The sequence below is a fragment of the Nocardia sp. bgisy134 genome (assembly GCF_965341865.1).
GTDB lineage: Bacteria > Actinomycetota > Actinomycetes > Mycobacteriales > Mycobacteriaceae > Nocardia.
The window spans coordinates 272,489-294,838 of the sequence record NZ_CBDQZP010000006.1; the positions used below are offsets into that span (position 1 = coordinate 272,489).

Consider the following 22,350-nt stretch of genomic DNA (forward strand, 5'->3'; position numbering starts at 1 on the left):
CGCGTCGTGGTGCATTCCGCCCGGTCCTACCCGATTCCGGGAGGGTTCGGATGCGGACAAGCCACGTTACCGCGTACGGTCTACTCGATACATCGCGCAGTTCGGCAGTTGGTGCAGTTCGACAGGTAAACGGTCGGAGGACGACGGTGGTTCCCGATTCCTCGCTCCGGTTTACCTCGAGTGGTCACAATCATGGCATGTTCGGCCTATCGTGAGCGACGACACAACATCGCGGCGCGACCGACGGGCACAGAGGCGGACCCCAAAAGGCCCCGGGAGCGCCGCGCGAAACAACACAGCGGCGTGAACGATGGGCACGAAGGCGGCAGCTTGTGTACGACCCCGAAGGGCCTCGGGAAGACCGCGCAATACAACCGCACGCAATACCAGACAGCGGTGTGAACGATGGGCACGCGGCGCCGCGGAACAGAGACGACAGCGGCGCGCGAGCGACACAGGGACGTGACGGCTCGCATCACGACGAAGAGCCCCGGGAACACCGCACCTCGGACAAGAGCGCAGGGGGTATGGACATAGTCGAGCTACGGACACCCACAGCGATAGTGCGCCACGGCCGCGGACGGCTGATCGTTCTGCGACCGGGCAGCGAGGGCGAGCGCGTCTTGGACGTGCCGGTCACCGACCTGCTCAAGGTACGACTCAGCCGACGCGCGGACGATGCCGTCGTCATCGAGATCTATCTGCGCTATCCGACGCCGGTGCTCACGGGCGTACCCGCCGACCGCACGCCGCTTCCCGTACTGATCGCCGAGCACGACGTGCCCGCGGCGGCCGAGATCGTGGAGCGGATCAACGACCAGATCATGGCCGCCCAGCGCATCGACGTGGCGGCGCCCGACCTGAGCCCGCCCGCGCCGACCTGGACCAAGACCGGGCCGACCCGCGCGGACGTGGATCGCGCGGTGCGCAGGATGGCGCCGCGGCGGGAGGCCAAGCCCGCGATCGCGGCGCTGCATCGCTACGTCACGGCCGACGAGTACGTACTGGAGACCGCGGTCACCGTGGCGCACCCGCCTGTCGGCACCGGTCCCGGCCTGCTCGCCGTGACCACAGGACGCCTGCTGTTCATCTCGATCGGTCCGGGCGACCGCTACGCGCACGAGCTGCCCATCCCGGCGGTGCTGTGGGCCAGGTCCACCGAGGGCGCGCCCGTTGCGCCGGGCGAGATCGGCGCGGCACGCGGCGAGACCGGCGTCGAGGTGCACGACGGCAACCTCACCATGCACTTCACCGGCACTGACCGCGCCGACACCGAGCGGGTGACGTGCGCGGTGAACTTCGCGGTCCGCCGCGACTCCGCCGACGGCGCGGCCGGGCCCGCCGATCCCGGTGTGGCGCAGCTGTATTCGGAATGGGAACTGCTCGTCGAGCGGCATTCGCTCGGCATGGTCGACGACGGGCAGTTCCAGCGCTACGGCCGCGGAATCCTGCGTTCCCTCCCGGACTCCGTAGCGACTCCCTGACCGCTCATGCCTGCGCCTCGCTGACGCTCGGCTCAGGCATGCGCGGAGCGCGCTGGCACATGGTTCGCTCACTACGTTCGCTCACGCCTGGTCCGGCCCCTTGTCGTTCAGCGCGATGCGGCGCCAGGGGCTGGTCGGGCGGGTCCACAGCCGAAGCAGTTCCATGCGCCGGTCCACGCCGCCGTTCTTGAGTTCGGCCAGGTCCTCGCAGGCCTGCCAGTAGGTCCAGCCGGCGAGATAGGCGTCGCCGAACTGGCGCCAGTTGCGGTATTTGCGCTGCGCCAGCGGCAGTGCGCGCATGAGGTATCCCCAGGCCACGTCGGCTTCCAGATAGCCCGCCGTGAACGCCATGCGCGCGACCGCGACGACGCGAGCCAGATCCCAGGCGTGGATGTCGGTGGGCAGCGGGCGAGCCAGGTGGTCGGTGAAGCCGATCTTGATGGCCTGGGACCAGATGTCGTAGTCGCGGACCAGCGCCTCGGGGTTGTCCATGCCGCGGAACGAGCCGACCTGGCGCAGGAACGCGCGATGCCGGTCGGCGCGTTCGCCGAAGCGGTCGCGTTCGCTGGCGTTGATCGACGCCATGACGAGCGGATGCACCATCGCGTAAAGGGGAGCGTGCATACCGTCCAGCAACTGCTCCATCGACGCCTGCGCCTCGGTGCCGTCGGTGATGCCCCAGGCGCCGGTGAGGGTGTCGATGGCCAGCTCCCTGCGATCACCGAGCGGATGCTCCCGTTCGGGACCGAGCAGCAGGGCGTCGTGGAAGGCGTCCCAGCGGGCGGAGTAGAAACCGCCGAGCGAGAGGGCGCGCAGCTCGTCGTCGGATATCGCGGCACCGGACCAGTGGTCCTCTTCCCGCTTGTCGAGCTCTTCGTACGGGAAGGTCGTCAACGTGGGTATACCGCGGGGTGGCATGCCTCCGATTGTTCCCCATGGATCCGCTCTGGGCTGTGCTTATCGCCGACGCGTCCGCATCTTCGCGAGCGATGTCCCCAACTTCGCGAGAGAATTTCGACGCGCCTGTTTCTTGCCCTGACGCATCGGCGGACAGAGGGCTACTGTGCACGCATGTGTAAGAGCATCACCGTCCTGCGTGGCCTGGAACCTGCCGCTACCGAGCAGGAAATCTACGCTGCCGCACTGCAGTACGTGCGCAAGGTCGGTGGGGTTTCCGGCCTCAGCAGCACGACCAAAGCGGCCGTGGACAAAGCGGTGGCGACCATCGCCGCGGCGACAACGACGCTGCTCGCGGAGCTGCCGGACACCACAATCGCGCCGTCCACCGAACCGGCGGTGCGGCGATCCGAGCTGGACTAGACAGGGCCTAGACCCCGTAGGCCTCCACGCAGGCGAGCGCGACCTCCAACGGCAGGCTGCGCTGCTCGATCGGATGGCCGAGCAGTTCCTCGATCCGCTGGATTCGGTAGCGGACGGTGTTCTTGTGTACCCCGAGCAGTTTCGCCGTGGCCTCCGGGCTGCGATGACTGGCGAGGTAGGCGTGCAGGGTCCGGCGCAACCGGACCGCGTTGGCGTCGGAGCCGGCGAGCTCGCGCAGCTCGCGGTGGATCAGGCCGCGCATGGCGGCCTCGTCCGCTCCGGCGAGATAGGCGATCTCGACATCGCGGTAGGCGGTGACGCGCGTCCCGTCACCGGGGGCCAGCTCCGCGACGTGCCGCGCCGCGACCGCTTCCCGATGGCTGGAGCGGAAACCCTCCGCCCGCGCGGCGGGCACCCCGACAGCGATCCGCACCGGCGCGGACACGTGGGCGGCGAGGAGCTTCTCGAGCCTGCCGGGAGCGGCGAGATCGGAGGCGTGCGCCGCGTCGTCGAGACCGGCCCACGCCCACATCCCGCTGGCCCCGGAGGGCACGGTGAGCAGTAGCGCGCTGCCGAGTTCGGCGGCCACCCGCGCGGCTGCGCGGTCGAGCAGCCCGGTCGACTCCCCGTCACCGCCGGGTTCGGATTCGTCGGTCCACAGCACGAAAGCGAGATGCTGCCTGCCGAGCCGGTAACCGAGCCGGATCGAGGCCTGGTCGGCGTCGATGTCCTCCCCGGACAGCAGCGCGTGCACGGTCTCGGTGCGCCGGTTCAGCGCCGCGCGCAGCACCCGCTCACGCTCCTCCATATAGGTGTCGGTGAGCAGTTCCACCGACATGCTGACCCATTTGGTCGACCGGTCGAACAGCCGCAGCATGACGGCGCGCTCGATCTCCTGCGGTACGTCGCGCTGCTCGACGGCGTCGGTCATGTAGTCGAGCACCGCCTCCATGCCCGCGTGGTAGGTGCGCAGCAGCAGTCGCAGGTCGAAGCCGCGGCGGGCGATGGTGCGCGCGAAGGCGTGCGCTTCCTCGGGTAACGCGAATTCGAATGTGTCGCTGGTCAACCCGCTCAGCATGGTCCTGGCGTGCGCCCTCGTGCTCGCGGCGAGGTCGCGGCTCATGTCGCGATCGGCCAGTTCCGGCACCCGCGCGACGATCGCGCCGTCGAGCCGGTCGACGACCTGATCGAGCGTGTCGGTCCGCATCGTCTCGTAGACGTAGTCGGCCAGCCAGTCGCGCACCACCGCGCTGTTCGGCCCGACGCGAACGCCCGGTCCCGAAGCGCCGGACGCACCTTCGACATTTTGTACTTTCGACACAATTCGACCCGTTCCGCTTGACAAGATGGGCCAAGAAACTCGCTCACCATTGTGTCACGATCATAGTTCAGTGAGCTGGTTCACAGCGCCGAGCGACTGGGCGCACACAACGTCAGTGGGAGACAGCAGTGACCAACACCGAGTCCTCGCCGAGCACGGCGAAGAAGGCGTCCGCGCGCAAACCTGTCGCGAAGAAGGACGCGCCCGCCGTCATCGAGGTACGCAATCCCGGCACCGGCCAGATCGTCGGCACGGTACCCGCGCAGAGCGCCGACGAGGTCGCGGCGAAGGTGCGCGAACTGCGGCTCTACCAGCCGGAGTGGGAGGCCATCGGCGCCGAGGGCCGCAAGGAATGGCTGCTGAAACTCCAGGACTGGCTGATCGACAACACCGAGCATCTCGCCGACGTGCTCCAGTCCGAGACCTCCAAGCCGCGCGCCGACGCCCTCATCGATCCGTCCTTCGGCGCCGACCTGATCGGCTACTACGCGCGCCGCGCAGGCAAGTTCCTCGCCGACGACCACCCGTCGCCGCACAGTCCGCTGGCCCGCGTCAAGAAGCTCACCACCGCCTACCGGCCGTACCCGGTGGTCGGCGTCATCACCCCGTGGAACTTCCCGCTGGCCATGCCGGTGATGGATGTGATCCCGGCGCTCGCCGCGGGCGCCGCGGTGATCCTCAAGCCGTCCGAGGTCACCCCGCTGTCCGCGCTCGAATTGGCAAGGGGCTGGGCGGAGATCGGCGCGCCGCCGGTGTTCACCGTGGTCACCGGCGCGGGCGAGACCGGAGCCGCCGTGGTCGGCAATGCCGATTACCTCCAGTTCACCGGCTCCACCGCTACCGGCCGCAAGATCGCGGCGGCGTGTGTGGAGCGGATGATTCCGTACAGCCTCGAACTCGGCGGCAAGGATCCGGCCATCGTGCTCGCCGACGCGGACCTCGATCGCGCGGCGCACGGCATCGCCTTCGGCGGCATGTTCAACGCGGGTCAGGTGTGCATCTCGGTCGAGCGCGTCTACGTCGAAGCGCCCGTCTACGACGAGTTCGTCGCCAAGCTGACCGCCAATGTGCAGGCGCTGCGCCAGGGCATCGACGGTCGCGAGCTGAAGCACGACGTGGGCGCGCTGGCCAACGAGAACCAGGTGAACATCGTGCAGCGCCACGTCGATGAGGCGGTCGCGGCGGGCGCGAAGGTGCTCACCGGCGGCAAGCGCACCGGCCAGGGCACCTTCTTCGAGCCGACGGTGCTCGTCGACGTGGATCACAGCATGTCGTGCGTGGCCGAGGAGACGTTCGGCCCGACGCTGCCGGTGATGAAGGTCGCCGACGAGGCCGAGGCGATCCGGCTGGCCAACGATTCCGTCTACGGCCTGTCGGCCTCGGTGTGGACCGGTGACAAGGAGCGCGGCGAGCGCATCGCCCGCCAGCTGAACGCGGGCGCGGTGAACATCAACGACGTCTTCGCCAACCTGTTCAGCTACGCGCTGCCGATGGGCGGCTGGGGGCTGTCCGGCGTCGGCGCGCGCTGGGGCGGTGCCAACGGCGTGCGCAAGTACTGCCGCCAGCAGGCGATCACCAAGCCGATCCTGCCCACCCAGCAGAAGGAACTGTTCTGGTACCCGTACCAGAACATCAAGCTGCTCACCGCGCTGGGCGCCATGCGTGCCGCGGGCGCGCGCGGCCTGCGCCGCATCGACATCCCCGCACTGCTGAAGCTCAAGGGAGACAACAAGTGACCGACCCGGCGAAGATCCGAGGCAAAGTCGTCGTCATCACCGGCGGCGCTCGCGGCATCGGCCTGGCCACCGCCAGCGCGTTGCAGGCGCTCGGCGCCAAGATCGCGATCGGCGATGTCGACGAGACCACCGTCAAGGAATCCGGCGTCGCGCGCGGCTTCGAGCTGTACGGCAAGCTCGACGTCACCGACGCGAACTCGTTCGAGTCGTTCCTGGACGAGGTCGAGCGCACCCTCGGCCCGATCGACGTGCTCATCAACAACGCGGGCATCATGCCGACCGGCAAGCTGGTCGACGAGCCGGATCAGATCACCCGCCGCATCCTGGACATCAACGTCTACGGGGTGATCCTCGGCTCCAAGCTGGCGCTGGCCAGGATGCTGCCGCGCCGCAGCGGGCACGTCATCAACGTCGCCTCGCTCGCGGGCGAGACGCACATCCCCGGGCTGGCCACCTACAACGCCAGCAAGCACGCGGTGCTCGGCTTCACCGACACTCTCCGCGAGGAGTACCGCGACACGGGCGTGCGTTTCTCCTCGGTGCTGCCGACGCTGACCAACACCGAGCTCGGCTCCGGTGTGTCCGCGCCGAAGCTGCTGCGGCCCGCCGAGCCGGAGGAGATCGCCGACGCGATCGTCGGGCTGATCGAGACGCCGCGGTCCAAGGTCAGGGTCACCGCGGTGGCCGGGATCATCTCCCAGGTCGTCGGCCTGCTGCCGGAAGCCGTCGGCGACGGTATCGCGCGGGCGCTGGGCTCGAGTCGCGCGTTCCTCGACGACGTGGACGCCGACAAGCGCAAGGCCTACGAGGAACGAGCACGGGGCGTGTAAAGCCACCCGGGCGGGTCGGAAGGCGCTGTGATCACGGTTTGCCGTCGATCACAGCGCCTTCGTCATGTGTGCCGGATGTCGCACCCGGCGGGGTGGCTGGTGGCAGCCGCCGTCACTCGTTCTATGCAACCATACGGTCAAATTGTGACCAATATCACTCATTTCGGCCGTAACAAGATCCACCCGGTCAGCGACTGGTTTCTGTTCGGTGACTGAGTTAGCGGATCGCGCGGGGCCGTCCACAACGCAGATCACGGATCTGTAACATAAGCGCTGGTCAAGCGACCAAGGTATGCGGGCGGCGCCAATGCCGAGGCGGGTGCCGGAAATTCGCCGAGCCGATGGTGCAGATGACCACGTCAGGCAATATGCTGTCCCTAACAAACCTGCCGACTGTTTCGGCACCCGTATCCAAACTTTTCGGCCTGATAAGGCTGGAAATTGAGGACTGATTCTGATAGCAAGGGGCTATGGACCCGCATTTGCGCGACCTGCGGTATTTCGTCGCCGTCGCTGAGGAACTTCATTTCACCAACGCCGCTCAGCGGCTGCATATCGCACAACCGACTCTGTCGCGTCAGATCCGTCAGCTGGAACGCCAGCTCGACGTGGTCCTGTTCGACCGCAACCAGCGCAGTGTCGCGCTGACCGTCGCAGGCAAGGAATTGCTCGAAGGCGCCCGCAAGATCCTCGAACTCTGGGAGGTCACCAACGTCTCCCTGCAAGAGGCGGGCGAGGTGCTGCGCGTCGGCATCCAGTCCGCGCTCGGCCGCGGACTCCTCAACGACCTGGAGAGCGCCAGCGGCCACCGGCTGGCGCTGCACGCCGCCTCCTGGACCGACCCGTCCAGCGGTCTGGCCGGTCGGCAGGCCGACCTGGCCCTGGTCTGGCTGCCGCTGCCGGACCCGAACCGGTACCGCTGGGAAGTCCTGCGCACCGAGCCGCGCTGGGTGCTGCTACCGGAGAACCACCCGCTGGCCGATCAGGAGGCCATCGACTTCGCCGACCTGCTCGACGAGCCGTTCATCGCGCTGCCCTCCGAGGCGGGCGCGGTGCGCGACTTCTGGCTGGGCAACGACGCGCGCAACGGCCGCCAGCCCAAGATCGGCGCCGAGGCGGCCACGCCCGAGGACAAGCTGGAGGCCGTGAGCCTCGGTCTCGGTGTCTGCCTGCTCGCCGAGAACAACGTGCCGATGTACCGCTGGCCGGGCCTCACCGCGCGGCCGCTGATCGGACTCGCCCCGTGCGAGCTCGCGGTCGCGTGGCGGGCCGACGACGCTCGTCCGACCATCCTGGAATTCGCGGCGCGCGCCGTCGAGGGTGGCTTCTCCACCCAGCAGCCACTGGCCAGCTGACGTTTCCCGGCGCACCGTCAGCGCACGGTGCGCCGCCAGGGGTGCAGCAGTTCGAGTTGGGCGGAAAGGCGCAGCACGGTGGCTTCGCTGCCGGGCGGACCGGCCAGCTGGGCGGCGACCGGCGTGCCGGAGTAGGGGTGCATGCCCATCGGCACGGAGGCGGCGGGCCAGCCGACCAGATTCCAGATCGGCGTGAACGGCGAGAAGCGGAAGCCGGTGAGCACATTGGCGAGCCAGCCTCTGCGGTGCCAGGCGCGCGCCCGCGGGGGCGCGGTGGCCAGCGTGGGAGTGATCACCACGTCGTAGTCTTCGAAGAATTCGAGCAGCCGGGCTTCGATGCGGTCGACCTGGGCGGCCCGCACCAGCCCGAGCCGCTGGACGAAGCGGCCGATCGCCAGATGACGGCGGGTGCGCGATTGCAGACGTTCGGGATGGGCGAGGGTGGCGGCCTCGGGCAGCGCCACCGTCAGCCAGCGGAGCAGCAGTGCGAGTACGGCGTCGCCGTAGGGCAGCGCGGTCGTCTCCACCCGGTGTCCCGCGGCCGCTGCGACGGCCGCGGCTTTGCGCGCGGCGGCGGCCCAGTGCGGGTCGACGCGGGCCAGCCGGGAGGGCGGTGTGACGACCAGCGCGATGCGTAGTCGGCCGGGCGGTTCCAGGTCGGCTAGGTCCGGACGGGCGGCCATGACCGATAGCGCGAGCGCGGCGTCGCCGACGGTCGTCGCGAGCACGCCGTTCTCCACCATGCCGGCCCACGAGTCGACGCCGACCTCCGCGGGCACGGTGTGCCTGCCCGGCTTGATTCCGTAGACGCCACAGCTGGCCGCGGGGATGCGCACCGAGCCGAGGCCGTCGTTGCCGTGCGCCACCGGAACGAATCCCGCCGCGACCGCCGCGGCCGCGCCGCCCGAGGACCCACCCGTGCTGCGCGTGATGTCCCACGGATTCCTGGCGGTCCGGTGCTGGTCGTCGGTGGTCGCCCAGAGCCCGAGCTCCGGGGTCGTGGTGAGTCCGACGACGACGGCGCCCGCGTCGCGCAGCCTGCGCACCACCGGGTGGTCGGCCGTGGCCTCGCCGGTGTCGGTCGCGGCCGAACCGCACAGCACCGTTTCGCCCGTCACCGGGATGTTGTGCTTGATCGCCACCGGCACGCCCGCCAGCGGCAGCACGTCCAGATCCTCGCGCTGCTCCAGCGCGATGGCCTCGGCGACGGCGCGCTTGGCGCGCACCACGCTGAACGCGCCCGTTGTCGCGTCCTCGGTGGTGATGAGCTCGATAGCCGCGTCGACGACCTCGGTGGGCCTCAGCGAGCCCTCCCGCACAGCCGCGGCGATGACCGCCGCAGGCCCCCGCGGCGCCTCTGCTTCCCCGCCGGAATGCGGCCCCCCTGGCTCGCTCTCGCCCATGCGTACCTCCTGGGCGGACGGTTTTTCCGTACTAGCGGTTTCGGTGATTGCAGCCAAGCCCTCCGCTACCGCCGTAGCCTTGTTGTGCATGTGCTGATTCGCCCCCGTCGCATCGTCGTCGAAATCGGGTGATCCGCTGTTGTGGCGCAAGTTATCATTCCCGATACCGCTCGGGGGACGATGACGTCGGGTGTGGCGGATTTTATCCGGTACACCCAGCGATCGACAGTGCGGATTTCCCGATCATCCGCCACAGCTAGCAGGTCCGAGAATGAGTGCCGACTCCGATAGAAATACCCGTCCGGACACGGCTTCCGACACCGAGGCCGACGGCCGGTTGCGCAGATCCGATCTCGTCGCGGTCGAGGCCTTCGCCGCGGCGTGGGCCGCCGTGCTCGGCATCGCCCCAGATGAGGGGCCCGGACTACTCCCCGAGATCAGCGCGTTCCTCCCCGACGCGCGGACCCTGCGCCGTCAGGCGCTGATCGAACTGATCCGGGTGGATATGCGGTACCGGTGGCTGCGCAAGGCCGCGGCAGGACCGCCTCGTCCGGAAACACCCCCGCCAACGCCGCGGCGCAAACGATTGGCCGAATACTGCGCCGAATTCCCCGAGCTCGAACCACAGAACATACCAGCCGGTTTGGTGTACGAGGAATTCGTCGTCCGCCGTCAGAGCGGCGAGCGCGTCGACCCGCGGGAATGTCTGCTCGAATATCCGTCCCAAGCGGCCGAGTTACGCGATCTTCTGAATGCCGACGACATCGACCAGAGCACCCGCTGGGCCCCGCTGGAGGAATCGTTGCGAGCGCCGGGCGAGGACTTCGGCAGCACCGGCGGTGACGCCACCCGCGCCGCGCTCGACGACGCCACCCGCACCGCGCTCGCGTCCACCACTCCGCCTGATCGCACCGACGCGCTGAACCAAAACACCGCATCGGTTCGTGGTAGAGGCGTGAATCCCACGGCGGAGGCAACGAGTACCGCCGATCTGACCGGAACCGCAACCGCGATCGGCACCACGATGGGTACCGGGCCGGGTCGTCTCGACCCCCTGGACCGCATCGAGGTCGGCCAGCGCGTCGACGACTTCGACCTGCTGACCGGTCTGGGCAGCGGTGCGTTCGCCCGGGTCTTCCTGGCCAGGCAGCGCTCCATGCAGCGGCTCGTCGCGGTGAAGATCTCCGCCGACCGCGGCACCGAGCCGCAGACCCTCGCCCAGCTCGACCACGACTACATCGTGCGGGTCTTCGACCAGCGGCTGCTCGACGCGGGCGAAACGAGCGGGACCGCGCGGCGGTTGCGCCTGCTCTACATGCAGTTCCTCCCCGGCGGCACGCTGCTCGGCGTGTTGCGTTGGGTGCGCGCCACCTCGCCGGAGGAACGCAGCGGCCGGCTGCTGCTCGACGCGGTGGACGCGGCGATGGAGGAGAAGGGCGAGATCCGCCCGACCGATTCCAGCGTGCGCGCCGAGATCGCCACACTGAGCTGGCCGGAGACCGTCGCCTGGCTGGGCCGCAGGCTGGCCGAGGCGCTCGACTACGCCTCCGCGCACGGCGTGCTGCACCGCGACGTGAAGCCGGCCAACGTGCTGCTCACCGCCGAGGCCGTGCCGAAGCTCGCCGACTTCAACATCAGCTTCAGCCGCAATGTGGAGGGCACCAGCCCGGTCGCCTACTTCGGCGGCTCGCTGGCCTACATGTCGCCCGAACAGCTGGAGGCCTGTCATCCCGGCCGCGAGCGTTCCGCCGCCGACCTCGACACCCGCTCGGATATCTTCTCGCTCGGCGTGGTGCTGTGGGAACTGCTCACCGGCGCGAAGCCCTTCGACGACACCACCGCCGGCGCGGGCACCCGCGGCGACGACACCACGCTGGAGGCGATGCTGGAGCGGCGCAGCGTCGGGGTGGACGCCGCGGCGCAGGAGCGGATACCGAAGGACTGTCCCGCGGCACTGCGCCGCGTGCTGATGACCTGCCTGCGACCCGAGCGCAGCGAACGCTGGTCCGACGGCGCGACGCTGGCCAAACAGCTCGACCTGTGCCTGGACGAACGCGCGCGCGACCTGGTCGACCCGAAGCCGGGCAGCTGGCGGCAGCGGTTGCAGCCCTACATCATCCCGGTGCTGATCGTGGCGATCGCGCTGCCGAACATGCTGGCCTCGCTCTACAACATCCAGCACAACCAGAACCTCATCGTGGACCGAATGCCCGAGGACGCTCAGAGCACCTTCCTGATCATCACCGGTGTGGTGAACGCGGTGTTCTTTCCGATCGGGTTCTTCACCATCATCTACTCGTCGCGCTACGTACTCTCGGTGACCAAGGGGCTGCGCAAAGGCAAACGCTACGACCCGGACACCTTGCGCCGCGCCAGAACCGACACGTTGCGGCTCGGCGAGACAGCGGTGCTCATCCCGTTCCTGCTGTGGCTGCTCGCCGCGTTCACCTTCCCGATCGCGATGCAGCTGTCCACCGGCGGCATTCCCGCCCGCGCGGTAGTGCACTTCATGGCCTCGCTGCTGGTCTGCGGCGCGATCGCGGCGTCGTACCCGTTCTTCCTCGCGACCTTCTACCTGATCCGCAGCATCTATCCGATCTTCCTGCGGCACGGGGACATCAGCGTCGAGGACGCGGACCGGCTGCGCGGACTCGACCGGCGGGCCAACGGCTACCTGGCGATCGCCGCCTCGGTGCCGCTGCTCGCGGTGGCCGGGGTGACCTTCCTGCCGCCCGAAGACATCCCCATGGTGATCTTCGCGGTGCGTGTGCTGTGCGCGGGCGCCATCGTCGCCTTCGTCGGGTCGTATCTGCTGTTCCGTGCCCTCGAGGCGGACCTGCGCGCGCTGGAGCGGGTGGTCGCCAGCGGCGAGACCGGCCCGCAGCAGGGTGCGCAACGTCGCGCGCGCCGGTACGACAGTCGGCCGCGCGCCGCCGCGGAGCGGCCGTGACCGTCGCGCCCGTGAACCCGGTCGCCCGCTTCACCGCCGATTGGCAGCGCTGCCTGCGCGGTGCGGGCGCGAACCCACCGCGCCTGGCCGACTACGTTCCCGACGGCACCGAGGTCAGGGTCGCGGTGCTCGCCGACCTGGTCCGCATCGACCTGCGGCACCGCTGGGGCGGCCGCGGGCCCGCGAAGCGCATCGAGGAGTACCGCAAGGAATTTCCCGAGGTCGGCAACAGTCCGGAGCTGGTCGACCTGGTGTGCGAGGAATTCATCGCCCGGCGCGGCCGCGGTCCGCTCCCGCTGGAGGAGTTCCTCGCGGAGTACCCCGAACTGGCCGACGCGGTGCGCGACCGGCTCACCGGCGACCACTATCACTCGGGAATGGTGCACGTCGATCGCGACCCCGGCGAACTCGCGCCAGGGCAGCGGATCGATGATTTCGACCTGCGGACCGAACTGGGCCGCGGCCGCGCCGGACGGGTGTTCCTGGCCAGGCAGCGGTCCATGCAGCGGGTGGTCGCGGTGCGGGTGGCCACGGCGGGCGGCGCGGACCCGCAGCCGATGGTCCAGCTCGATCACCCCCATATCGTCCGGGTATTCGACGAGCGGGTGCTCACCTCCGGCGGCGAGATCAGCAGCCTCGTCTACATGCAGTACCTGCCCGGCGGCACCGCGGCGGAGTTGTTGCGGCGTCGCCGCGCGGCCGACGCGGAGATGGGCGGCGCGCTGCTGCTCGGCGCGCTGGACGCGGCGATCGAGGCGAAGGGCGAGATCCGGCCCTCGGACTCCCTGGTGCGCGCCGAGCTCGCCACGCTCAGCTGGCCGGAAACGGTGGCCTGGATCGGCCGCCGCCTCGCCGACGCGGTGGGATACGCCGACCGTCACGGCATCGCCCACCACGCCATCGACCCGGCCAACGTGCTGTTCACCAGCGAGGGCATCCCCAAACTCGCCGACTTCACCCCCGGCGAAAGCACCGCCGCGCCGCCCGATTCCTCTGCCGCGCTGCGCGATTGGCTGGCCTATCGGTCTCCGGAACAGCTCGCCGCCGCGCTCGATCCCGACACCCCCGCGCCCGACACCCGCAGCGACCTCTACGCGCTCGGCGTCCTGCTGTGGGAATTGCTGACCGGAACACGACCTTTCGCCGACGAACCCGCCACCGTCGAGGCCGCCCTTCGCACGCGCCGAGCGGGGGTGCTCGCGGCGGCGCTGGCGCAGCTGCCCGCCGACTGCCCGCCCGCACTGCGCCGCGTCCTGCTGACCTGCCTGGAGCCCGATCCGCGGCGGCGCTGGCCGAGCGGCGCGGTGCTGGCCGAGCAGCTGGATCTGTGCCTCGACCCGCGGGCCCGCGACCTGGTCGACCCGCCCGAGCGCAGCTGGCGGGTGCGGCTGCGGGCCTGGCGCGTGGTGCTGGTCGGCCTGGCCATCGCGGTGCCCAACCTGCTGGCCTCGGCCTACAACATCGACCACAACAACATGCTCATGCACAGCAGGCAGTCCGCACAGGCGCAGCGGCAGTTCGAGATCTACTCGGTGATCGTCAACGGCCTCGGCTTCGCCATCAGCACGGTGCTGCTCGTCTACCTGGCCAGATACCTGATCACGGTGCCGCACGGGTTGGCAGCCGGCGTCCGCTACGACAAGGACGTGCTGCGCAAGGCACGCGCCGAGGCCGTGCGACTCGGGGACCGGGCCGCGCTGATCATCTTCACGCTGTGGCTGCTCTCCGGCCTCGTCTATCCGCTCGCCCTGCGCGGCACCACCGACCAGGTATCGGCCAGTGACTACACGCATTTCATGATCCTGCACACGGTCTCCGGCGTCATCGCGATGACGTATCCGTTCCTGCTGATGAACTTCTACATCGTTCGCTGCATCTACCCGATGTTCTTGGGTCAGGGCGGAATCGAACGAGCCGAGGCCGAGGATCTGCGCGCGCTGCGCCGCCGCAGTGGCTTGTATGTGCTGCTCGCCGCATCGGTTCCGCTCATCGCGGTCGCGGGGTCGACCCTGTTGAGCACCCCGGACCTGACCAAGATCATCGTCTCGCTGCGGATAATGTGCATCGCGAGCATCGTCACCTTCGTCGTGGTCTACCTGTTGTTCCGCGCCATGGAACGGGATCTGGACGCGCTGCGGCGCGTGACGGCGCCGGGTCTGTAGCCACGCACCCAGGAGCGCGATGAAGCCACCGTTCGACAGGCTGGTCAGCCTGTCGCATGTGCACGATCCGGCGACCGCGCCGATCTTTCCCGGCGATCCGGAATTCCGAATTGACGTCGTCGCCACCGTGGCCGACGACGGCTACTACCTGCGGTACATCCAGCAGGGCGAGCACACCGGGACCCATTGGGGCGCACCGATCCACTTCCATGCCGACGGGCTCGCCGCCGACGAACTGGAACCCGCCGACCTGCTGCTGCCCGCCGTGCGCATAGACGTGCGCGAGCAGTGCGCGGCGGACCGCGATTACGCCGTCACGGTGGACGATCTGCGGCGGTGGGAGTCGCAGCAAGGCCGCATCCCGGACGGCGCCGCGGTGATCGCGTGGACCGGATGGGACGCCAAATGGGGTGGGCCGGAATTCGTCGGCACCGGCGAATCGGCAGGTCGCCAGCCGGGTTTCGCGGTCGAGACGATGGAATGGCTGCTGCGCACCGGGCGGCTCGGCACACGCGGCGCACTCGGCATCGACACCTTCGGCCCCGACCTCGGCGCCGACGACTCCTACACCGTCTCCAAGCTGCTCTACCGCGAGCGCCGGATCAGCCTGGAGTGCCTGGCGAATCTGGCGGAACTGCCGACGACGGGCGCGTGGATCCTGGTCGGCGGCCCGCTCTACCGTGGCGGATCGGGCTCACCGGCAACGATTTTCGCGCTGCTGCCCTGAATCGACCAGGACCCGTCGACTCAGGACCCGCCGTACACCTTCGGGTCGAGCGTGCCGATGTAGGGCAGGTCGCGGTAGCGCTCGGCGTAGTCGAGGCCGTAGCCGACGACGAACTCGTTCGGGATGTCGAAGCCCACGTGGGCGACCTCGACGTGGGTGCGCAGCGCGTCCGGCTTGCGCAGCAGAGTGACCACCTCGAGCGAGGCCGGGTTGCGGGTGGACAGGTTGCGCTTGAGCCAGGACAGGGTCAGGCCGGAGTCGATGATGTCCTCGACGATCAGCACGTTGCGGCCCGCGATGTCCTTGTCCAGGTCCTTCATGATCCGCACCACGCCCGACGACGAGGTGGACGAGCCATAGGAGGAGACGGCCATGAATTCCATCTGGGTCGGAATGGGCAGCGCCTTGGCCAGATCGGTCATGAAGAAGATCGCACCCTTGAGCACGCCAACAAGCAGCAAATCGCCCTCGGGTGCGTCGGCCGGATAGCGCTTGGCGATGAGCTCGGCCAATTCCTGCGTCTTGGCGGCGATCTGTTCCTCGGTGATCAGCACCGACGCGATGTCGTCCCCGTACACGTCAGTTGGTTTCCCTTCCTGTGCGCCGCTGGTTTCGATCGATCCCGCTCGGCATCAGTCACTTGCGCGGGCATCGGTCGTGTCCACGCAATGTCAGCCTGCCATGTTCGCGCGCCGCAACCAACCTCGTGTCCGGTGACCCGCCGCCGACGGCGACGCCGCCCTGCCCGCGCCACGCCGTCACCAGGGCGTCCACCGCACGTAAATGCTTGTCGGTCAGGTTTTTCGCACCGCTGTCCAACAGCCAGGACCGGATCGCCCTGCGGCGCAGCGCGGCGGGGGCAGTGGCGAGCGTCTCGATGGACAACGCCACCTCATCACCGACGGTCCCGGGCACCCTGGCAGCCTCCAGCAACTCATCGGCAAGCACGTCGAGCAGCGCGCCGTCCTCGCGCAGCTGCTCGGCGGTGCGGGCCAGCGCGGCCGCGACACCGCCGCCGAGCACGTCCTCGAGCAGGGGCAACGCCTCCGTGCGCAGCCGGACCCTGGTGAACTCGGGCGACAGGTTGTGCGGGTCCTCGTGTGGTGTGCGACCGAGGTCGGCGCACATCTGCCTGGTCGTGGCCCGCCGGATGCCGAGCAGGGGCCTGCCCCACGGTTCCGCGTAGGCCGCCATGCCGTGAATCGAGCGTCCGCCGGAACCGCGCGCGAGGCCGAGCAGCACCGTCTCGGCCTGGTCGTCGAGGGTGTGGCCGAGCAGGACGGGCGCACCCTCGCGGGCGGCGTCCAACGCCCGGTACCTGGCCGTCCTAGCCGCCGCTTCCACACCGCCCTCGACGCCGACGTCCACCGCGAGCACCCGGGCCGACCGGCAGCCGAGCGCGAGCGCCGCCGCCGCGGCGTCCGCCGCCACCTGCCCCGAGCCGTCTTGCAGGCGATGGTCGACGATCAGCGCGTGGACGTCCCCGATCTCGACGACCGCCGCGGCCGTCAGCGCGAGCGAGTCCGCCCCACCGGACAGGCCGACCGCGACCGCCGCACCGGCGGCCAGGTACTCCCCCGCCCAGGCCCGCACCGCGCGCCTGACCTCGAGCACCGCCGCGGTTTCCGGCAGCCTGCGCGGCTCGCCCGAACCAGGGTTGCCCGCGGTCGACCCGGTCGCCTCGCGCGGCCCGGGCGTCGCTCGTACGGCACGGCCCATGCCGAGGACATTACCCATCCTCTGCTCGACACGATGCCGGGACCGAAGCGCGAATCCGGCCGTTCACCCCGCGAAAAGCAAGCAGCACCGAAGTTTCCGTTCGCCGGGCCCCGATCGCGCGGCCTGCCCGGCGAACGCTCAGCCCAGCACGCGGGCGATCCAGCGGTCCGGGTTCTCGATCTCGTCCGGCAGGGGCAGGGTCTCGGGGTTCGTCCACACGACGTTGAACCGCTCCATGCCGACGCGGTCGACGACGTGATCGACGAAAGCCTTGCCACGGACGTACTGGGCGACCTTGGCGTCCACGCCGAGCAGGGCGCGCAGCAGGCGTTGCAGCGGGTTGGTCGGGCGCTTGCGGCGCTTGTCGAAGGCCGCGCGGATCTGCCCGACCGACGGGATGACACTGGGGCCGACGGCGTCCATCACGTGGTCGGCGTGGCCTTCGAGCAGGGTGCCGAGCATGAGCAGCCGATCGAGCGCCTCGCGCTGCGGCGGCGCCTGGGTGGCGCGCAGCAGACCGACCACGCCGCGGGTGGCCGGGTCGTCGTGCGCGGTGCCGCGGCGGCGGTCGCGCAGTTCGTCGACCAGTCGGCCCAGCATGTCGGCCACCGGCTCGTCGCCCACCTCGGAGAGGACATCGACATTGGTCCGCATGTAACCGGCCAGCCAAGGGGCGGAGGAGAACTGCACCCGGTGGGTCACCTCGTGCAGGCACACCCAGAAGCGGAAATCGCTCGGCGGGACGCCGAGCGCGCGCTCGACGGCCATGATGTTCGGCGCGACCAGCAGCAGCGTGCCGTCCGGTCCGGTGAAGGGGTCGTACTGGCCGAGGATCGCCGTGGAGAGGAAGGCCAGCATGGCGCCCGCCTGCACGCCGGCGGGTTTGCCCGCGAGCAGGCCGCGGCCGTGCGGATCGCCGCCGGTGCCGGTGAGCTGGGCCATGGAGTCGGCGGCCGCGCCGATCCAGCCGGGCCGGTCGACGATGCGCGCCGCGGGCACAGGCTGGTCGTCGAGCAGGCCGCTCACCTGGCGGACCGGAATCTCGGCCCGCACGGACGCCTCGGCCAATTCGGCGACTACCTGTTCGGCCGAATACCGCGAGGTGCGCGGCCCCGGCGGAACCAGGGCCGATCCGGTGCGGGCGGCCAGCCGCCAGTCGACGGCGCCGGACAACCCGGAGTGACGCCGCTGCGCCTTGCCGTCCGATACCGAATCGGCGAGAGCGGATTCGCGAGTATTGTCAGCGCCTTCGAACATGGTCAACCACCCGTCACGAGCATCCACAGTTGCGCAGCGTGCCTGCGATGGCGTCCAACGCGGGCCTGCTCACCTCCGGCGGCCGATCGTTCGACATCAACGCGAAGGCCAGCACCCGGCCATCCCGGTCGAGCACATACCCGACCAACGTGCTGGCCACCGTGAGAGTTCCGGTCTTGGCGCGCACCCACCCGGCGCCGCCCCTGTTCTGGGTGACGTACCGGCTGGCCAGCGAGCCCGTCGCGCCCGCGACCGGCAGATCGTCGAGCATCGGCGCCAGCGTGGCGGAGAGCTTGTCGCCCGCGGGCCGTGCCTTGGTGCCCGCGGGCGTGTCACCGGCCGACTGGGCCGCGGTGGCGACGATCTTGCCGAGCAGGCGCGCGGGGATGCGGTCGTCCGTCGAGAGTCCGCTGGTGTCGTGCATCACCACCCCGTTCGTATCGAAGCCCGCCTTCACCAGTGTGGCGGCCACGGCGGCGACCGCGCCGTCGAACGACGGTTCGTACCCGGTCGCCAGGGCGATTTCCCGGCCGATGGTCTCGGCGAGCACGTTGTCGGAGTGGACCATCATGTCGCGCAGCCGGTCACGCAGCGGCGCGGACTGCACGCTCGCCACCTCGGCCGCGTCCGGCGCGGCCTTGCCCGGGCGCACCCGGCCGGGGTCGAGCCCGAGTTCGGCGGCCAGCCTGCGTCCGGCGTCCAGCGCGGGCGTCGCGGTGCGCGGGGAGTACTCGACGAGCGGGTCGAGGCGGCCGCCGTCGATCATCACCGATTCGATCGGCGCGATGGAGCCGCCGGGGATGTCGGCGTCCTCCCAGCCCTTGGCCATGGTCGCGCCCGCGAAGGCGGTGGTGTCGACGACGATGGTGTCCACCGCGCTTCCGGAGAAGCGGATCTGCGCGACCAGGTCAGCCAGGCGCGGCCCGTTCGGGTAGTAGCCCTTGCCGTCGGCCTGCGCAGTGAGCGTCGGATCGCCGCCGCCGACCAGAACCAGTTCGCCGGGCGCCGCACCGGCGACCACCCTGGTGGCGACCCGCTGGTCCGGGGGCAGCGCGAGCAGCGCGGCCGCGGTGGTGAGGATCTTGGCGGTGGACGACGGGATCATCGGCGTGCCGGGATCCTGGCTCCACAGCGTGGTCCCGCTGTCGGCGTCGGTGACGATGCCCGCGAACGCGCCCAGATCCGGATTGCCCAGCGCGGGCCCGAGTGCGGCGACGACCCCGGCCGGACTGGGCGCGGGCGCGTCCGACGGCGCGGGCGCCACCTGTGGGAACGGCTCGACAAGGGCGGGCGGCGCGGCGACGGTCAGCCCACCGTGCCGGAATTCCGGCGTCCACGGCTCGATGACGACCAGCGCGCCCGCGGCGGCGATCAGCAGCACCGCGAGGGTGACCCCGAATCCCATCCATGTCCTGCGGCGTCGCCGCGCGGCCAAGTCACCGATATTCCTCTTGTTCCCACCAAACACGTGCCCGTCGTCTCCCTGACTCGGCTGACGCGCACCACCGTGGCGCATGCCCTTCGAAACCTCGGCCCCACCGATCACACTATCCTCGTTTCGCTACCGTTCCCCCGAACAACCTGGCGAGTCGGCGGTCGTGCCTGCTCGAGCCACCGGATGCAGCACAGAAGGAGATGGCGTGGAGTTCGACGTCACCATCGAGATCCCCAAGGGTTCTCGCAACAAGTACGAGGTCGATCACGAGACCGGGCGGGTCCGCCTCGACCGATTCCTCTACACCTCCATGGCCTACCCGGCCGACTACGGCTTCATCGAGAACTCGCTCGGCGAGGACGGCGACCCGCTGGACGCGCTGGTCCTGCTGCCCGACTCGGTGTTCCCCGGCGTGATCGTCGAGGCGCGTCCGGTCGCGATGTACAAGATGGAGGACGAGGCGGGCGGCGACGCCAAGGTGCTGTGTGTGCCCGCGGGCGATCCGCGCTGGGACCACATCCAGGACCTGGCCGACGTGCCGGAGTACGAGCTCTCGGCGATCAAGCACTTCTTCGAGCGCTACAAGGACCTGGAGCCTGGCAAGTTCGTGAAGGGTTCGGAGTGGGTCGGTCGCGCCGAGGCCGAAGCCGAGGTGGCGGCCTCCTTCAAGCGCCTGGAGGAGAAGGGCGGCCACTGAGCCACACGACGAAGGCGGGAGGTCCGTACGGACCTCCCGCCTTTTTCGTTGTCCCGCATCGTGCCGCCCCCGAACGCGAAGGGGGACGCCCGGCTTGTGCCGGACGTCCCCAGGAATCCGATCACGGTGCGGCAGCGCCGTTTACGGATGGTCTCGTGAGCCGTCAGTAGTAGATGTAGAGGTCCCAGCCGTCCCAGGCCTCGACGCACTCCCAGTAGTAGCCGCCGGTGCTGGGCGAGACGCCGTCGGCGCGGCAGGCTTCGAAGGTGGCGTAGGTGCCGATGTAGGTGGCGCCGTAACCCGCGGCCTGGTAGGTCGGCGCGGCGTTCGCCGTGGCAGCCGTCGACACCCCGGCGACGGCTGCGGTGGCAAGAAGGCCAGCGGCGAGGAAGGACTTGATTCGCATTTCACTGCTCCTGGAAAGCGAGGTTTGAAGTTGACTCCTCAAAAGGTAGGCGGGAAAACGACCGCGAACAGCCACCCCTAGGGTTCGATCACCCCAGCCCTCGGGCGATTCCACCTTCTCTACCCTTCGCGGCGTTTCCCCCGCTACGGCCGACCGGAGACGTACGCGACCGGAGGCCGAGGTAGTGCTGGCACTACCTCGCGGATCCGGTACGCACCACCGCGAATACGGGTGCGCGCGTCATAGGCGCGCCGAGCTCGCGTTCCTATGCTCGGAAACGCAAGGCGCACAAGCGTTGCGCCGCGCACTGAGGAGAGGAACGCACAGCTCATGACCGTTTTTCGACACAACGGCCTGCGCGCGGCCGCGGCCGGGATCTGTCTCGGCGCGCTGTTCGCCGCCGCGGCGTGCGCCACCGACACCGTGCCGGCCGACGCCGACCGTACCGTGGCGATTCAGCGGGCGCTGGACGCGACGGTGCACGGTGGCTTCCCCGGCGCGCAGGCGGTGCTCACCACCGATGCGGGCGACCGCACGGTTACCGCGGGCGTCGGCGATATCGCCATGAGCGCACCGTTTCCCGGTGACGCACGCGTGCGAATCGGCAGCAACACAAAGACATTCGTCGCTACGGTCGTGCTGCAACTGGTCGCCGAGGGCAAGGTCGAACTCGACGCGCCCGTCGAGCGGTACCTGCCCGGCGTGGTGCACGGCAGCGGCAACGACGGAAACCGGATCACGGTGCGGCAGCTGCTTCAGCACACCAGCGGCCTGCCCGACTACCTGGCCGGAGGCGATCCCGAACTGCGCGCCGAGCGCGGCACCGCGCAGCTGGAGGTCGACACCGAGGCAGTGCGCCTGCGGCGATACGACCCGGCCGAACTGGTGCGCCTGGCGATGACCATGCCGCCGAACTACGAGCCCGGCGCTCGCGCGGTGTACACCAACACCAACTACGTGCTGCTCGGCATGCTGATCCAGCAAACGACCGGACGCAGCGCGTCCGCCGAGATCACCGCGCGGATCATCGAGCCGCTCGGCTTGCGCGACACCTGGTTCCCCGCGGTGGGTGAGACCGGAATCCGCGGACCGCATCCCGTCGGCTACCACGAGATCGACGGCGTGCGCGCGGATTTCACCGACCTCGACCCCTCCTGGGCCGACGCCGCGGGCGCGATGATCGCGACCGGCGCCGACCTGAACCGCTTCTTCCGCGCGCTGCTGAACGGCAGGCTGCTGCCCGCCGCGCAACTCGACGAGATGCGGCGCACCGTGCCCTTCGACCGGATGCCGGAGGCCGGCTACGGATTGGGGCTCATCCACCTGCCGAATTCCTGTGGCAAAGAGGTGTGGGGACACGGCGGCAGCATCCCGGGATTCGAGACCCGCAACGGCGTCACCGCCGACGGGCTCGCGGTGACCGTCACCGTGAATCAGCTGCCGACCAGCGAAGAGACCGCCGAGTTGGTGCAGCGAGCGTTCGACGCCGCCGTGTGCTCGCGGTGATCCACGCCCGACGCCCTACCCGCACCGCGCCGCTCCCGGCGC

Annotated in this window: 18 protein-coding genes; 10 read left to right on the forward strand and 8 right to left on the reverse strand. The window is 69.7% G+C overall.

Features of this window, described 5'->3' with window-relative positions; genetic code table 11:
* The first annotated feature begins 527 nt into the window (after nucleotides 1-527).
* Nucleotides 528-1,484 carry a hypothetical protein gene (locus tag ACRWNM_RS13915; RefSeq protein ID WP_431967320.1) on the forward strand — a complete coding sequence of 319 codons (957 nt, stop codon included), beginning with the start codon at nucleotides 528-530 and terminating at the stop codon, nucleotides 1,482-1,484.
* A gap of 81 nt (nucleotides 1,485-1,565) precedes the next feature.
* Here the strand turns inward: ACRWNM_RS13915 and ACRWNM_RS13920 are convergent, their stop codons facing one another.
* Nucleotides 1,566-2,402 (reverse strand): DUF1266 domain-containing protein, encoded by an 837-nt coding sequence (locus tag ACRWNM_RS13920; protein ID WP_431967322.1) that lies wholly within the window; start codon nucleotides 2,400-2,402, stop codon nucleotides 1,566-1,568.
* A gap of 153 nt (nucleotides 2,403-2,555) precedes the next feature.
* On the opposite strand from ACRWNM_RS13920, the gene ACRWNM_RS13925 reads away from it, so the two are divergent.
* The gene (locus tag ACRWNM_RS13925) at nucleotides 2,556-2,804 is read left to right on the forward strand and encodes a DUF2277 domain-containing protein (RefSeq protein WP_431967324.1); all 249 of its coding nucleotides are present in this window, start codon (nucleotides 2,556-2,558) and stop codon (nucleotides 2,802-2,804) included.
* A gap of 7 nt (nucleotides 2,805-2,811) precedes the next feature.
* On the opposite strand, the gene ACRWNM_RS13930 is transcribed toward ACRWNM_RS13925, so the two are convergent.
* Nucleotides 2,812-4,125 (reverse strand): PucR family transcriptional regulator, encoded by a 1,314-nt coding sequence (locus ACRWNM_RS13930; protein WP_431967326.1) that lies wholly within the window; start codon nucleotides 4,123-4,125, stop codon nucleotides 2,812-2,814.
* A gap of 128 nt (nucleotides 4,126-4,253) precedes the next feature.
* On the opposite strand from ACRWNM_RS13930, the gene ACRWNM_RS13935 reads away from it, so the two are divergent.
* The 3 genes from ACRWNM_RS13935 (at nucleotide 4,254) to ACRWNM_RS13945 (ending at nucleotide 8,046) form a co-directional block, all read left to right on the forward strand.
* Nucleotides 4,254-5,861: an aldehyde dehydrogenase family protein gene (locus ACRWNM_RS13935; protein WP_431967328.1), complete on the forward strand. Its 1,608-nt coding sequence runs from the start codon at nucleotides 4,254-4,256 to the stop codon at nucleotides 5,859-5,861.
* Nucleotides 5,858-6,691 carry an SDR family oxidoreductase gene (locus ACRWNM_RS13940; RefSeq protein WP_431967330.1) on the forward strand — a complete coding sequence of 278 codons (834 nt, stop codon included), beginning with the start codon at nucleotides 5,858-5,860 and terminating at the stop codon, nucleotides 6,689-6,691. Before ACRWNM_RS13935 ends, ACRWNM_RS13940 begins: the two co-directional genes overlap by 4 nt.
* A gap of 470 nt (nucleotides 6,692-7,161) precedes the next feature.
* Entirely contained in the window at nucleotides 7,162-8,046 is an 885-nt protein-coding gene (locus ACRWNM_RS13945) for a LysR family transcriptional regulator (RefSeq protein WP_431967332.1), read from the forward strand.
* A 17-nt stretch (nucleotides 8,047-8,063) separates the two neighbouring features.
* Here the strand turns inward: ACRWNM_RS13945 and ACRWNM_RS13950 are convergent, their stop codons facing one another.
* On the reverse strand, nucleotides 8,064-9,449 hold the full coding sequence (locus tag ACRWNM_RS13950) for an amidase (RefSeq protein WP_431967334.1): 1,386 nt from the start codon (nucleotides 9,447-9,449) through the stop codon (nucleotides 8,064-8,066).
* 271 nt (nucleotides 9,450-9,720) lie between these two features.
* Between ACRWNM_RS13950 and ACRWNM_RS13955 the strand changes: the two genes are divergently transcribed.
* Genes ACRWNM_RS13955 through ACRWNM_RS13965 form a run of 3 tightly spaced genes read left to right on the forward strand, consistent with a single transcriptional unit; the run spans nucleotide 9,721 to nucleotide 15,288 of the window.
* Nucleotides 9,721-12,399 carry a serine/threonine-protein kinase gene (locus tag ACRWNM_RS13955; protein ID WP_431967336.1) on the forward strand — a complete coding sequence of 893 codons (2,679 nt, stop codon included), beginning with the start codon at nucleotides 9,721-9,723 and terminating at the stop codon, nucleotides 12,397-12,399.
* Nucleotides 12,396-14,561: a serine/threonine protein kinase gene (locus ACRWNM_RS13960; protein ID WP_431967338.1), complete on the forward strand. Its 2,166-nt coding sequence runs from the start codon at nucleotides 12,396-12,398 to the stop codon at nucleotides 14,559-14,561. Before ACRWNM_RS13955 ends, ACRWNM_RS13960 begins: the two co-directional genes overlap by 4 nt.
* A 19-nt stretch (nucleotides 14,562-14,580) precedes the next feature.
* Nucleotides 14,581-15,288 (forward strand): cyclase family protein, encoded by a 708-nt coding sequence (locus tag ACRWNM_RS13965; protein ID WP_431967340.1) that lies wholly within the window; start codon nucleotides 14,581-14,583, stop codon nucleotides 15,286-15,288.
* Nucleotides 15,289-15,308: 20 nt separating this feature from the next.
* Here the strand turns inward: ACRWNM_RS13965 and hpt are convergent, their stop codons facing one another.
* From hpt to dacB, 4 genes are all read right to left on the reverse strand, one after another.
* A complete protein-coding gene (hpt, locus tag ACRWNM_RS13970) occupies nucleotides 15,309-15,866 on the reverse strand; it encodes a hypoxanthine phosphoribosyltransferase (RefSeq protein ID WP_431967342.1) in 558 nt (185 codons plus the stop codon).
* Nucleotides 15,867-15,924: 58 nt separating this feature from the next.
* Entirely contained in the window at nucleotides 15,925-17,007 is a 1,083-nt protein-coding gene (tilS, locus tag ACRWNM_RS13975) for a tRNA lysidine(34) synthetase TilS (protein WP_431967344.1), read from the reverse strand.
* A gap of 138 nt (nucleotides 17,008-17,145) precedes the next feature.
* Nucleotides 17,146-18,264 carry a zinc-dependent metalloprotease gene (locus ACRWNM_RS13980; RefSeq protein WP_431967346.1) on the reverse strand — a complete coding sequence of 373 codons (1,119 nt, stop codon included), beginning with the start codon at nucleotides 18,262-18,264 and terminating at the stop codon, nucleotides 17,146-17,148.
* A 13-nt stretch (nucleotides 18,265-18,277) separates the two neighbouring features.
* Nucleotides 18,278-19,669: a D-alanyl-D-alanine carboxypeptidase/D-alanyl-D-alanine endopeptidase gene (dacB, locus tag ACRWNM_RS13985; RefSeq protein ID WP_431967348.1), complete on the reverse strand. Its 1,392-nt coding sequence runs from the start codon at nucleotides 19,667-19,669 to the stop codon at nucleotides 18,278-18,280.
* 235 nt (nucleotides 19,670-19,904) lie between these two features.
* On the opposite strand from dacB, the gene ACRWNM_RS13990 reads away from it, so the two are divergent.
* On the forward strand, nucleotides 19,905-20,396 hold the full coding sequence (locus tag ACRWNM_RS13990) for an inorganic diphosphatase (RefSeq protein WP_431967350.1): 492 nt from the start codon (nucleotides 19,905-19,907) through the stop codon (nucleotides 20,394-20,396).
* A 163-nt stretch (nucleotides 20,397-20,559) separates the two neighbouring features.
* Here ACRWNM_RS13990 and ACRWNM_RS13995 read toward each other — a convergent pair whose 3' ends face one another.
* A complete protein-coding gene (locus ACRWNM_RS13995) occupies nucleotides 20,560-20,802 on the reverse strand; it encodes a hypothetical protein (protein ID WP_431967352.1) in 243 nt (80 codons plus the stop codon).
* A 330-nt stretch (nucleotides 20,803-21,132) separates the two neighbouring features.
* On the opposite strand from ACRWNM_RS13995, the gene ACRWNM_RS14000 reads away from it, so the two are divergent.
* The gene (locus ACRWNM_RS14000) at nucleotides 21,133-22,308 is read left to right on the forward strand and encodes a serine hydrolase domain-containing protein (RefSeq protein WP_431967354.1); all 1,176 of its coding nucleotides are present in this window, start codon (nucleotides 21,133-21,135) and stop codon (nucleotides 22,306-22,308) included.
* The last annotated feature ends 42 nt before the right edge of the window (nucleotides 22,309-22,350 follow it).